Source organism: Salinisphaera sp. PC39 (assembly GCF_040361335.1).
Taxonomy (GTDB): Bacteria; Pseudomonadota; Gammaproteobacteria; order Nevskiales; family Salinisphaeraceae; genus APNM01.
The window spans coordinates 95,726-107,970 of record NZ_APNM01000013.1 but is presented as its reverse complement, the minus strand read 5'-3'; the positions used below and the strand labels follow the sequence as shown (position 1 = coordinate 107,970).

Genomic DNA, 12,245 nt, shown 5'->3' with positions numbered 1-12,245 from the left:
GCGGCGGCGCCCGCCGCATCTCGCTGCGGCGGCGTTCCACCTCGGAGCTCAAGCTCAGCGGGGGACGCGGCGGCGCGCCCGGCAAGACCGTGAGTGTCGAGGTCCGGCGCCGGCGTACCTACGTCAACCGTCAGCAGCAGGCCGAGGAAGAGGCCGAGCAGCAGCGTGCGCGCGAGGAAGCCGAGGCCCAGGCGCGCGCCGAGGCCGAGGAGCGCGCTCGCGCCGAGGCGGAAGCGCAGGAACAGGAGCAGGCCGAGGCCGAGCGTCAACAGGCCGAGGCCGAGGCCGAGGCCGAGGAAGCGCGCCGGCGCGAGGAGGAAGAGGAGGCCGCGCGTGCGGCCGAGGCCGCCGAGCAGGCGGAGAAGGAGGCCGAAAAGGCGAAAGAGGAAGCCGAGAAGGCCGAGAAGCAGGAAGATGCCGAGCAAGCGGTCGAGGCCGAGACGCCGGCGCCGGCCGCCGAGGAGGAGGGTGCCGCGGAGGCCAAGCCCGAAGAGCCGGCCAAGCCGGAGCGCAAGCGTCCGCTGAGCCAGGCCGAGCGCCTGCGCGCGGCGGCCGACGATGCCCGCAGCCGCGCCCGGGAGAACCTGCGTCGTGCCGCCGAGAGCCATGGCCGCACCCCCGAGGACGAGGCGCGCGAGGAGCGCCGCAAGGCCGCGGGCGGCGGCAAGCGCAAGGAACTGCACGTCGCCGAGGGCAAGCAGGGGCGGCGCAAGAAGAAGTCGCGCGCCCGTCCGGGTCGCGTGCAGATGCAGACCGAGCACGGCTTCGAGCGTCCCACCGCGCCGGTGATCCGGGATGTCGAGATTCCCGAGACCATCACCGTGGGCGACCTCGCCCAGCGCATGGCCGTCAAGGGTGGCGAGCTGCTCAAGCAGATGATGAAGCTGGGCGTGATGGCCACCATCAACCAGACCATCGACCAGGACACCGCGATCCTGCTGGTCGAGGAGATGGGCCACAATCCGAAGCCGATCAAGGAGGCGAGCGCCGAGGAAGCCTTGATCGAGGAAGTCCGTGCCGAGGAATCCGAGGTCAAGGGCGAGCCGCGCGCGCCGGTGGTCACCATCATGGGCCACGTCGACCACGGCAAGACCTCGCTGCTGGACTACATCCGCCGAACCAAGGTGGCGGCCGGCGAGGCCGGCGGTATCACCCAGCACATCGGCGCCTACCACGTTGCGCACGACAAGGGCGACATCACCTTCATCGACACCCCGGGCCACGCCGCCTTCACGCGGATGCGCGCCCGCGGCGCCGAGATCACCGATATCGCGGTGCTGGTGGTGGCGGCCGACGACGGCGTGATGCCGCAGACCAAGGAATCCATCCAGCATGCCCGTGCCGCGGGTGTGCCGATCGTGGTCGCGATGACCAAGATCGACACCGAGCGTGCCGATCCGGACCGGGTCAAGAACGAGTTGTCCGCCGAGGAGGTCATCCCCGAGGAATGGGGCGGCGACGTGCAGTTCGTGGGCGTGTCCGGTATCACCGGCGAGGGCGTGGACGAGCTGTTGGACGCCATCGTCCTGCAGGCCGAGGTCGCCGAGCTGACCGCGCCCCGCGACGTGCCGGCGCGCGGCATCGTGATCGAGTCCAGCCTGGAGAAGGGCCGCGGGCCCGTGGCCACGATCCTGGTCCGGGCGGGTACGATCAAGCGGGGCGATACCCTGCTGGCGGGGCCGCACTTCGGCCGTGTCCGCGCCATGTTCAACGAGCTGGGCGAGCAGGTTAAGGAGGCCGGCCCCTCGATCCCGGTCGAGGTGCTGGGCCTGTCCGGCACGCCCGAGGCGGGTGACGAGGCCCTGGTCGTCAGCGACGAGCGCCGTGCGCGCGAGATCGCCGAGCTGCGCGACGAGAAGAAGCGCGAGAACAAGCTGGCCCAGCAGCAGGCCGCGCGCCTGGAAGAGGTCTTCTCGCAGATCGGCGAGGAGGGCGCCGGCGAGGCCAAGAACCTGAACCTGCTGGTCAAGGCGGACGTGCAGGGCAGCGTGGAGGCACTGGTCGAATCGTTGCGCAAGATCCCCAGCGAGGAGGTCAAGGTCCGCATCGTGGCCAGCGGCGTGGGCGGCATCAGCGAGTCCGACGTCGAACTGGCGCTGGCCTCGCAGGCGATCATCATCGGCTTCAACGTCCGTGCCGACGCCAAGGCCCGCAAGGTGATGCAGGAGTCGGGCGTGGACGTGCGCTACTACAGCGTGATCTACGAGGCGATCCAGGACGTCACCGACGCCATCAACGGCCTGCTCGGCACCGAGTTGCGCGAGGAGATCGTGGGCCTGGCCGAGGTCAAGGACGTGTTCCGCTCCTCCAAGCTGGGCGCCATCGCCGGCTGTTTGGTGGTGGACGGCTACGTCAGTCGCGGCCTGCCGATCCGCGTCCTGCGCGACAATGTCGTGATCTACGAGGGCGAGCTGGAATCGCTGCGCCGCCACAAGGACGATGTCCGGAAGGTCGAGGCGGGCACCGAGTGCGGCATCGGCGTGAAGAACTACAACGACGTCAAGGTCGGCGACCAGATCGAGTGCTACGAGCGCATCGAGGTCCAGCGCAAGGTCGAGGCCGAAGCCTCGGCGTGACGGCGGGAGACCGGACGCACTAATGCCCAGGGAATTCTCCCGCAGCCGGCGGGTCGCGGAGCAGATCAAGCGCGAGCTCGCCCGGCTGATCGCCACCGAGGTCAAGGACCCGCGCGCGGCCGGCGCCACCGTGACCGATGTCGAGGTCTCGCGCGACCTGGCCCACGCCAAGGTCTACGTCGGCCTGTTCGATCTCGACGGCGACGGCGCCGACGTGGTCGCCGCCCTGCGCCGCGCGGGCGGTTTCCTGCGCGGTCGCCTGGGTGCCGATCTGCGGCTGCGCAGCGTGCCCGAGCTGCATTTCATCGAGGATGTGACCGAACGCGAGGCGCATCGCCTGTCACGCCTGATCGACGACGCCGTGGCCGAGGACGATCGGCGGCACGGTGACGAAGGGGAGGGTTCCCGCGATGGGTAGGCGCCGCAGCGGTCGTCCGGTGGACGGCATCCTCCTGCTGGACAAGCCGGTGGGGGCCTCCTCCAATGCGGCCCTCCAGCGGGTCAAGCGCCTGTTCGGCGCGCGCAAGGCCGGCCACACGGGCAGCCTGGATCCGCTCGCGAGCGGTCTGCTGCCGATCTGCTTCGGCGAGGCCACCAAGGTGTCCGGCTACCTTTTGGATGCCGACAAGTATTATTGGGTCCGCGTCCGCCTGGGCGAGAAGACCGCCACCGGCGACGCCGAGGGCGAGGTGATCGCGCGCAGCGACACGTCGCCGCCCGCGGAGGACAAGGTCCGCGAGGCGCTGGCGGCCTTCCTCGGCGAGCAGGATCAGGTGCCGCCGATGCATTCCGCGGTCAAGCACCAGGGCAAGCGTCTCTACGAACTGGCGCGCGCCGGCGAGGAGGTCGAGCGCAAGCCGCGGCGTATCCGCATCCACGAGTTCGAGCTTGAGCGCCTGGACGGCGATACCATGGATCTGCGGGTGCGTTGCACCAAGGGTACCTATGTCCGGACTCTGGTCGAGGATGTCGCCGAGCACCTGGGCACCTGCGGGTACGTGGCGGAATTGCGCCGGCTCGCGGTAGGGCCGTTCGGGGCCCAGGGCATGCACACGATCGAGGCCCTGGAAGAGGCCGCGGAGCGGGGGCACGAGTCCCTCGACGCCCTGTTGCTGCCGATCGACGAGGCCCTGGCCGACTGGCCGGCGGTGGTCCTGGACCCCGACAGTGTGTTCTACATCGGGCGCGGCCAGCCGGTCCAGGTGCCGCGGGCGCCGACCGGCGGCTGGGTCCGCGTCTACGACGATCACGAGCGGCTGCTCGGCGTCGGCGAGGTTCTCGACGACGGCCGTATCGCCCCCAAGCGCCTCTTGCGGGCCGTCGGTTGACGGTTTTGTTGTGATTGCGCCGCTTGCGGCGCTAAAATACGCGCCGCCCAATACCAACCGCCCGCCGCGAGCGCGGCGGCCGGTCGCCGGCGGCGACGGATACGGGCTTTTCCCAAGCGCAGGCACGGACTGCGCTTGGGAAAAGGCCGGAACCGCGCCGCGCGGACGTGCCGGACCGTGTCTCGCTCGGCGGGCCCCCTGTTCAGTCCAGGAGTAACGCATGTCTTTGACGAGCGAGCGGAAAAACGAAGTGATCAGCAAGCACAAGCGCGGCGAGGCCGACACCGGCTCCCCCGAGGTGCAGGTGGCCCTGCTGTCCGAACGGATCACCCAGCTCGGCGATCATTTCGCCAAGCACAAGGGCGACCACCATTCCCGTCGCGGCCTGCTGAAGATGGTCAACCGGCGGCGCAAGCTGCTGGATTACCTCAAGGGTCGCGATCCGTCGCGCTACAAGGCCCTGATCTCCGAGCTGGGCCTGCGCCGCTGATGGCGCCGGGCCGCGCGCCCACCACGGCTCCGGAGGCGCTCACCGCAAGGGCCGAGCGCACAGTATTGCCGCCCGTCGGCCGCCGGCCGGCGGGCGCTTCATTTTTTACGACCAGGTAATCCGTCGTGAGCACAGTACAACCGACCTGCACCAAGACCTTCCAGTACGGCGAGCACACCGTCACCATCGAGACCGGCGAGATCGCCCGTCAGGCGGACGGCGCCGTCAAGGTCACCATGTCCGACACCGTGGTCCTGGTGACCGCGACCGGCCGCAAGGAAGTCAATCCGAACGCGGCCTTCTTCCCACTGACCGTCAACTACCAGGAACGCACCTACGCCGGTGGCCGCATTCCGGGCGGGTTCTTCAAGCGCGAAGGCCGGCCCAGCGAGAAGGAGGTCCTGACCTGCCGCCTGATCGACCGGCCGATCCGCCCGCTGTTCCCCAAGGGCTTCTACAACGAGGTCCAGATCATCCCGACGGTGCTGTCCTCGAACCCGGACGTGGACCCGGACATCCCCGCGATGATCGGCGCCTCCGCGGCCCTGGCGATCTCCGGCATGCCGTTCGCCGGGCCGATCGGCGCGGCGCGTGTCGGCTATGTCGACGGCGAGTACGTGCTCAATCCGGGTAACGCCACTCTCGAGAACTCCAGCCTCAACCTCGTGGTCGCCGGCACCGAGGATGCCGTGCTGATGGTGGAGTCCGAGGCCCGCCGCCTGCCCGAGAAGACCATGCTCGGCGCCGTGCTGTTCGGGCACGAGCAGATGCAGGCCGCGATCCAGGCGATCAACGAAATGGCGAGCGAGGTCGGCAAGCCGGCCTGGGACTGGCAGCCGGCCGAGAAGGACGTCTCCCTCGAAGAGGCGGTGCGCGAGGCCGGCGAGGCGGCCATCGCCGAGGCCTACCGGATCGCCGACAAGCAGGATCGCCAGGCGCGCCTGGGCGAGATCCGCAGCGAACTGGTCGAGAAGCTCGCCGCCGAGGACGGCGAGGGCTGGACCGCCGACGACGTCAAGGGCGCCATGGGCGCCCTCGAGAAGCGGCTGGTGCGCGACCGCATCCTGTCCGGCGAGCCGCGCATCGACGGCCGCGATACCCGCACGGTGCGGCCGCTGACCATCAAGACCGGCGTGTTGCCGCGCACCCACGGCTCGGCGCTGTTCACCCGCGGCGAGACCCAGGCCCTGGTGGTGAGCACCCTCGGCACCGGTCGCGACGCGCAGATCATCGACGGCATCGAGGGCGAGCGCAAGGATCCGTTCCTGCTGCACTACAACTTCCCGCCCTATTGCGTGGGCGAGACCGGCTTCATGGGCGGTCCCAAGCGCCGCGAGATCGGTCACGGCCGGCTCGCCAAGCGTGCCATCGCCGGTGTGATGCCGGACCTCGAGAAGGACTTCCCCTACGTCGTGCGCGTGGTCTCCGAGGTCACCGAGTCCAACGGCTCCTCCTCGATGGCCACCGTCTGCGGCACCAGCCTCGCGCTGATGGACGCCGGCGTGCCGATCGCCGAGCCGGTGGCCGGCGTGGCCATGGGCCTGATCAAGGAGGACGAGCGTTTCGCGGTGCTCACCGACATCCTCGGCGACGAGGACCATCTCGGCGACATGGACTTCAAGGTGGCCGGCAGCCGCGACGGCGTCACCGCGCTGCAGATGGACATCAAGATCGGCGGCATCACCCGCGAGATCATGGAGACCGCGCTGGATCAGGCCCTGGAGGCCCGTCTCCACATCCTCGAGGCGATGGGAGGCGTGATCGACAAGCCGCGCGCCGAGATCTCGGAGTGGGCGCCGCGTATCTTCACCATCAAGATCGATCCGGAGCGCATCCGCGACGTGATCGGCAAGGGCGGCGCCACCATCCGCAGCATCACCGAGGAGACCGGCGCCACCATCGACATCGAGGACGACGGCAGCGTGCGCGTGGCCGCGGTGGACAAGAGCGCCGCCGACGCCGCCATCAAGCGCATCGAGGATCTCACGCGCGACATCGAGCCCGGCCAGATCTACGAGGGCAAGGTGGTGCGCATCATGGACTTCGGCGCTTTCGTCAGCCTGATGCCCGGTCGCGACGGCTTGGTCCATATCTCCCAGATCGCCGACCACCGCGTCGAGAGCGTGCGTGACGAGGTCAACGAGGGCGATGTGGTCCGGGTCAAGGTGCTCGAGGTCGATAAGCAGGGCCGGGTACGCCTGTCCATGAAGGAAGTGCCGGAGGCGGCCGAGAACACCGGCTGATCCGCGGCCGCACGGGGCGGGTGCGCACACCGCCCCTTCTTGGTGCGCGGGCCGCAATTCGGACTTGCGGTCCGCGCGCGGTCTGGCTATGATGGCCATTCCCGTTTCTTGCGGGGGCAAAAAAAAGCCCCCTGGGGGAGGGGGCAAGGTGCGAGAAAGGCCGTGCGGCCTTTCGGAGGAGATTCTGTCGAACCCGGCCCGAGGCCGGGTTTCTTTTTGCGCGCTATCTTCGTCGTTGCTCGCGCAAGTGATGTTGCAGTGCAGTATAAGTTTGTCGTCCGGGCCTGTCAATAAACGGATCGGAAAATCTTTCTATCGATCGGATAAGTCCAATCTATCGCGGCTCCGACCCGCGACCGCGGTGGCCGCAAGGGGCGGAACTTGCGGCTCGGCGCCACGGTGGCTATGATGGCTCTTCCCGTTTCCTGCGGGGGCGCAAAAAAAAGCCCCCTGGGGGAGGGGGCAAGGTGCGAGAAAGGCCGTGAGGCCTTTCGGAGGAGATTCTGTCAGACCCGGCCTCGCCGGGTTTTCTTTGCGCGCTGTCTTCGGGTTCTCGCCCGGCGCCGCGCCGTTGATGTTGCAGTGCAGTATAAGCGTGGCTCCATGCCGTGTCAACTGCCTTCTGCCACATCCTTGTCTGAAATTATAGCAAGAAACATGCCCGAAATGGCGTTACTTCTTCGGCTTCCGGGAATTTTGCTCCGGCGCGTCCTGACGCCGCTTCTCGCGCCCGAGATTGCGGATGAACTCGCGCCGAACGGATCGCCATAGCGGCAATTGATGCTGCGATATCTCGCGCAGTGCCGCGAGGGGATTGTTGGCGCCCAGCAACCGCCGTAGCCGGTCCTGGAACTGGTGCTGCTGCTCGCTGAAGAACTCCAGCGACAGTTCCAGGTAACTGCTCATGGTGTTCTGCATCGAGTCGCCGTAGAAGCGGATGATGTTGCGCAGCACCTTGGTCGAGAAGATGGGGTCGCCGCCTTCCTCCTGCTCGCTGATCACCTGCAACAGGATGGTGCGGGTGATGTCGTTGCCGGTGCGCTTGTCCACCACCTGGAATTCCTCGCCCCGCAACACGAGCTGCCGGATTTCCTCCAGGGTGATGTAGCGGCTGATCTCGGTGTCGTACAGCCGTCGATTGGGATATTTCTTGATGATGCGCACGTCGCTCACGATCTGTCCTCCCCGCATACCGCATGTTGCACTGCGATAGAGCATTGTGACAGATCGACGCGACAGCGCCTAGCGGTGGCCGCCAGTGTACCGCGCGCAAGCGCGCGGACGGCCACGCTGGCCGCGATCTACGGGGTGGGGCGGCGCGGCCACCGATCGCGGGGATCGGACGGCCGCCGTGACATGCGTTTCGCGAGACTCAGCGGCCGAGTTGCCGCTCGCGGATCTCGTCCAGGCTCTTGCAGTCCACGCAGAGCGTGGCGGTGGGGCGCGCCTCCAGGCGGCGGATGCCGATCTCCGTGCCACAGGTATCGCAGAAACCGTACTCGTCGCGGTCCACGCGCGAAATGGCCTCGTCGATCTTGCGGATCAGCTTGCGCTCGCGGTCGCGGGTCCTGAGCTCCAGGCTGAACTCGGACTCCTGGGTCGCACGGTCGGTGGGATCCGGAAAGTTCGCGGCCTCGTCCTTCATGTGGTGCATCGTGCGGTCCACTTCCTCCATAAGCTCGCGCTTCCAGCTCACCAGGATGTCGCGGAAGTGCGCCCGCTGAGCCTCGTTCATGTACTCCTCGCCCTTCTTGGGCTCGTAGGGCGTGAAGCTTTGCGGCGCCTCGGTTTTGGCGCTGGCTTGTCGTGCGGCCATGAAGACTGTTTCCTCGCGTACCGGGAAAAAAGCGACCGCTAGCTATAGCAGAAAGCGCGGGGTGCGGCAACGCTGGCGGGGGAGTGGTGGGGCCGGCCCGTCTTTGGCACAATGAATCCAACGATTGCAATGAGTTAGGCAGTATAGCGATGGCCCTGCGGGCCCTGCTGTTCGACGTCGACGGCACACTGGCGGACACCGAGCCGCAAGGGCATCTGCCGGCCTACAACCGGGCCTTCAAGGAGCTGGGGCTGGGCTGGCAGTGGTCCAAGAAGCTTTATCGTCAGCTCCTGCTCCTGCCCGGCGGCCGGGAACGCATCGAGCACTACCTTCGCGAGCACGAACCGGACCTGGGCCACCACCGGGACGAGGTGAAACGGAACCGCGAGGCCTGGGTGGACTCCCTGCACCGGCTCAAGTCGCGCCACTTCCGCGAGCGACTGCAATCCGGCCGGGTCAGCCTGCGGCCGGGCGTGCGCCGGCTGATGCTGGAGGCGGGCCGCGCCGGGCTGGAACTCGCTCTGGTCACCAACGCCAGCCGCGCCACCCTGGAACCGTTCCTGGAGCATATCCTGGGCCCGGAGCTGAATGCCTTCGTGAGCGTGATCGCTAGTGGCGAGGAGGTGGCGCGGAAGAAACCCGCCGCCGACCTCTACCAGCTCGCGTTGCGTCGGCTGGGGCGACGTCCGGGTGAGTGCATCGCCCTCGAGGATTCGGCGATGGGCGCCGCCGCGGCGCGTGCCGCCTCCATTCCGGTCGTGGTCACGGTCAACGCCGATACCCGCGGCCAGGATTTCACCGACGCCCTGCTGGTGGTCGACCAACTCGGCGAGCCGGATGCGCCCTGCCGCGTCCTGGGCGGGCCACGCCGCGATGTCGGGTGCGTGAATCTCGCGCTGCTGGAGCGGTTGCTGGCGGAATCCGAGAGGTTGCCGCGGGCGGCGGGATCCTGAGGCTGTTTCGTGGCCGGCAGAGTGGCCGGCCCGGTTTTGGCCGCAACGCCAGACGGCGTTACTCCCGCTCTCCCCGGACTTCCGAGAAGAAGGCGTTCGGCCGCGGCTCGCGATCGAGGAACGCCCGTACCAGGTCGGCGGCCGGCACCTCGCCGCCGCGCGCCAGCACGACCTTGCGGAAACGTCGGCCCACCGCGGGGTCCATGAGATCGTCGCCCCAGGCACCGACCATGTCCAGTGCCAGGGCCTCGGACCACATATAGCCGTAATAGCCGGCCGCGTAGCCCCCGGCGATGTGACTGAAGGTGCCGGGAAACTGCGTGCCGGGAACATGGCCGAGCGGGGTGGCGTCCTCCAGTGCCGCCCAGGCGGTCATCGGGTCGGGCGGGTCGTCGGCCGCCAGTGCCATGTCGTAGCGGGCGTAGAGCAACTGGCGGTTGTAGAACAGCGGGCGGTCCAGGCGGCGCGCCGCGTTCAGCCGCTCGACCAGCTCGCGGTCGACCGGGGGACACCGGGGGCAGACATCGGCGATGCGGGCCAGGGTCTCCGGCCGTCGGGCCCATTCCTCCAGCATTTGTGACGGCGCCTCCACGAAGTCGAGCGCCACCTGGGTGCCGCTGTGCAGGCTGTAACGCGTGCCCGAGACGATGTTGTGCAGGGCGTGCCCGATCTCGTGGAGATAGGTCTCGACCTCGCGATGCGTGAGTCCGGTGCGCTCGAAGTTGGTCACCAGCACGGAGATCGGCGTCCGGCCCGCCCGGGTACTGGCGCTGCGGACCGAGAAGGCGGCGGCGTGGCCGTACTTGCCGGAACGCGGGTACAGATCCAGATAAAGGCCGCCGAGGAAGGCCCCGGTGCCGGCGTCTCGGACATCGTAATAGGTGACCGAGTCGTGCCAAACCGGGACATCGGCGCGCTCGAAACGCAGGTCGTAGAGATCCGCGGCCAGCGCCAGCACCCAGTCGGTCATTTGCGGCATCGGGAAATACCGCCGCAGGGCCTCCTGATCGATGTCGTAGCGTCGCTGGCGCAGCCGTTCCAGGTAGAAGTCCTTGTCCCAGGGCCGCAGGCGGGCGGTCTCGCGACCGACGCGCTCGGCCTTCAGTGCCGCCAGCGTCCCGACTTGGCGGCGCGCCAGCGGCGTGACCGCGGTGTCCACCCGGATCAGGAACCGGTGCACGGTCGCCGGATCCCCGACCATGCGCCGCCGGGTGGCGTAATGGGCGTAGCCCGGCAGATCGTAGAGGCCGGCGAGTTCCTGCCGCAGTCGAGTCAGTTCGCGCAGCAGGGCCAGGTTCTTCTCGCCGCCGCGGTTCACGAAGGCGCGGTAGTAACGCTCGCGGGCGGCGGCGTCCTCGGCGTGGGCCATGAACGGGAAGTACTCGGGGTAGTCGAAACCGACCTCGATGCCGCCGTCCTCGCGCCGTTCGACCCGATCCAGATAGGCGTCGGGTAGTCCCGCCAGCGCGGAGGCGGGAAAGACCAGCGTGTCGTCGTTCTCGCGCAGGTTGCTCTGGAATCGTTGTCCCAGGGCCTCGATGCGTTCGAGCAGGGCCTTGGCCCGCGCGCGCCTGGCGGGAGGCAGTGATACGCCCGTGTCCTCGAAGGATTCGAGCAGCGTGCGGCGCAGCTCGCGATCCACGGCGTCGGCGGGGGCGGCGGCCGCGACCCGCCGGTGCAGCGCGACGTCCTGGAAGAGCTCGGTCTCCAGGCGATTGGCGGCCAGGATGCAGTCCTGGCCGGCGGCGCGGACCGCCGCGTCCGGATGCACGTAGGCCTGCAGATGCGCGGGGTAGATGCCGTCCTCCAGCCGGATGTTCATGCGATCCCACGCCGCGAGGACATTCGCGACGCCGGCGTCGGCTTCCGGCACGGCGCGGATCTCGTCCGCGTCCGCGCGGGCCCGGGCGAGGGCCGTCTCGCAGGTCTCGTTCAGCGAGGCGGCGCCCTCGAAGACCGTCACGGCCGGCCGCGGCTGAGGCGCCGCGGCGGCCGCCAGCGGCAGGCAGCAAAGGCAGATCAGCCGGCTTGCAAAACCGTTCATTCCCGGCCCTCCATCTCGGCCAGCCAGAGGGCGGTGGCCCCGGCCACCGCGGCGGGCATCACCACCAGGTTGATCAGGGGCAGGGCGGTGATCAGTGTGACCGTGCCGCCGAAGCCCAGGCCCAGCCAGCGGCGCTCGGCGAGCCTGCGGCGCTTGATCGCGAACGGCAGGCCGCGATTGCCCATCGGCGCGTCCAGATACTCGAAGGCCAGCATGTAGGCGCCGAAGGCGAACCACAGGATCGGGACCAGGGCGTTGACCACCGGGATGAAAAGCAGCACCAGGCTCAGCAAGCCCAGGAGTAGCGCCCGGCCCGCGTAATAGAGTAGCCGACGGGCCTCGCCCACGGCGCCGTCGGCGATCTCGCCCCACAGGGTCATGCCGGTCTCGGGCTCGTGGCCGGTCAGGTGACGCTCCACCCGCGACGAGAGGATGCCGTTGAACGGGCCCGCGATCAGGTTGGCGAGCAGGGTGAAGAAGTAGCAGAACAGCAGGATGGCCAGCAGGAAACCCAACCACCAGAGCACCGATTCCAGCCACGCGAGCCAGCCCGGCAGGCCCGCCAGCCAGGCGTCCAGCCACACCGACCACTGGCTGCCGAACAGCCACAGCAGGCCCGCGATCACGATCACGTTGATCGCCAGGGGCAGGGCGACCACGCTCCGCAGCCCCGGCTCCCGGATCAGCGCGAAGCCCTGCCAGAGATAGGCCGGTCCCCGCGCCATGTCGCCGATCGGTCTCAAATCATTACCTCCTGGGTTACAGTGTGGGCGTCACATCCCTGGTATCCGGAGA

The 12,245-nt window shown here is 68.6% G+C and carries 10 protein-coding genes; 6 read left to right on the top strand and 4 right to left on the bottom strand.

The window, feature by feature from the left end; genetic code table 11:
• The 5 genes from infB to pnp form a co-directional block, all read left to right on the top strand.
• Positions 1–2,576 (top strand): translation initiation factor IF-2 (infB, locus tag PC39_RS13015; RefSeq protein WP_353253825.1); only part of this gene is annotated, 2,576 nt, incomplete at its 5' end.
• 22 nt (positions 2,577–2,598) lie between these two features.
• A complete protein-coding gene (gene rbfA, locus PC39_RS13010) occupies positions 2,599–2,994 on the top strand; it encodes a 30S ribosome-binding factor RbfA (RefSeq protein ID WP_353253824.1) in 396 nt (131 codons plus the stop codon).
• The gene (gene truB, locus PC39_RS13005; protein ID WP_353253823.1) at positions 2,987–3,904 is read left to right on the top strand and encodes a tRNA pseudouridine(55) synthase TruB; all 918 of its coding nucleotides are present in this window, start codon (positions 2,987–2,989) and stop codon (positions 3,902–3,904) included. The genes rbfA and truB overlap by 8 nt, the downstream gene beginning before the upstream one ends.
• Before the next feature lie 220 nt (positions 3,905–4,124).
• On the top strand, positions 4,125–4,394 hold the full coding sequence (gene rpsO, locus PC39_RS13000) for a 30S ribosomal protein S15 (protein ID WP_353253822.1): 270 nt from the start codon (positions 4,125–4,127) through the stop codon (positions 4,392–4,394).
• A gap of 125 nt (positions 4,395–4,519) precedes the next feature.
• On the top strand, positions 4,520–6,637 hold the full coding sequence (pnp, locus tag PC39_RS12995) for a polyribonucleotide nucleotidyltransferase (protein WP_353253821.1): 2,118 nt from the start codon (positions 4,520–4,522) through the stop codon (positions 6,635–6,637).
• 672 nt (positions 6,638–7,309) lie between these two features.
• Here the strand turns inward: pnp and phaR are convergent.
• Positions 7,310–7,810, bottom strand: coding sequence for a polyhydroxyalkanoate synthesis repressor PhaR (gene phaR, locus PC39_RS12990; protein WP_353253820.1), 501 nt, complete (start codon positions 7,808–7,810; stop codon positions 7,310–7,312).
• Between the two features lie 199 nt (positions 7,811–8,009).
• Entirely contained in the window at positions 8,010–8,453 is a 444-nt protein-coding gene (gene dksA / locus PC39_RS12985) for an RNA polymerase-binding protein DksA (RefSeq protein ID WP_353253819.1), read from the bottom strand.
• 149 nt (positions 8,454–8,602) lie between these two features.
• Between dksA and PC39_RS12980 the strand changes: the two genes are divergently transcribed.
• Positions 8,603–9,406, top strand: coding sequence for an HAD-IA family hydrolase (locus PC39_RS12980; RefSeq protein WP_353253818.1), 804 nt, complete (start codon positions 8,603–8,605; stop codon positions 9,404–9,406).
• A gap of 58 nt (positions 9,407–9,464) precedes the next feature.
• Here the strand turns inward: PC39_RS12980 and PC39_RS12975 are convergent, their stop codons facing one another.
• Entirely contained in the window at positions 9,465–11,450 is a 1,986-nt protein-coding gene (locus PC39_RS12975; protein ID WP_353253817.1) for a M3 family metallopeptidase, read from the bottom strand.
• The gene (cysZ, locus tag PC39_RS12970; protein WP_353253816.1) at positions 11,447–12,193 is read right to left on the bottom strand and encodes a sulfate transporter CysZ; all 747 of its coding nucleotides are present in this window, start codon (positions 12,191–12,193) and stop codon (positions 11,447–11,449) included. The genes PC39_RS12975 and cysZ overlap by 4 nt, the downstream gene beginning before the upstream one ends.
• Positions 12,194–12,245 lie beyond the last annotated feature (52 nt).

Excerpts from the sequence above, each read along its gene's own strand:
- truB (WP_353253823.1), top strand. The coding sequence starts at position 2,987 with ATGGGTAGGCGCCGCAGCGGTCGTCCGGTGGACGGCATCCTCCTGCTG.
- PC39_RS12975 (WP_353253817.1), bottom strand. The coding sequence starts at position 11,450 with ATGAACGGTTTTGCAAGCCGGCTGATCTGCCTTTGCTGCCTGCCGCTG.
- rbfA (WP_353253824.1), top strand. The coding sequence starts at position 2,599 with ATGCCCAGGGAATTCTCCCGCAGCCGGCGGGTCGCGGAGCAGATCAAG.
- PC39_RS12980 (WP_353253818.1), top strand. The coding sequence starts at position 8,603 with ATGGCCCTGCGGGCCCTGCTGTTCGACGTCGACGGCACACTGGCGGAC.
- dksA (WP_353253819.1), bottom strand. The coding sequence starts at position 8,453 with ATGGCCGCACGACAAGCCAGCGCCAAAACCGAGGCGCCGCAAAGCTTC.
- rpsO (WP_353253822.1), top strand. The coding sequence starts at position 4,125 with ATGTCTTTGACGAGCGAGCGGAAAAACGAAGTGATCAGCAAGCACAAG.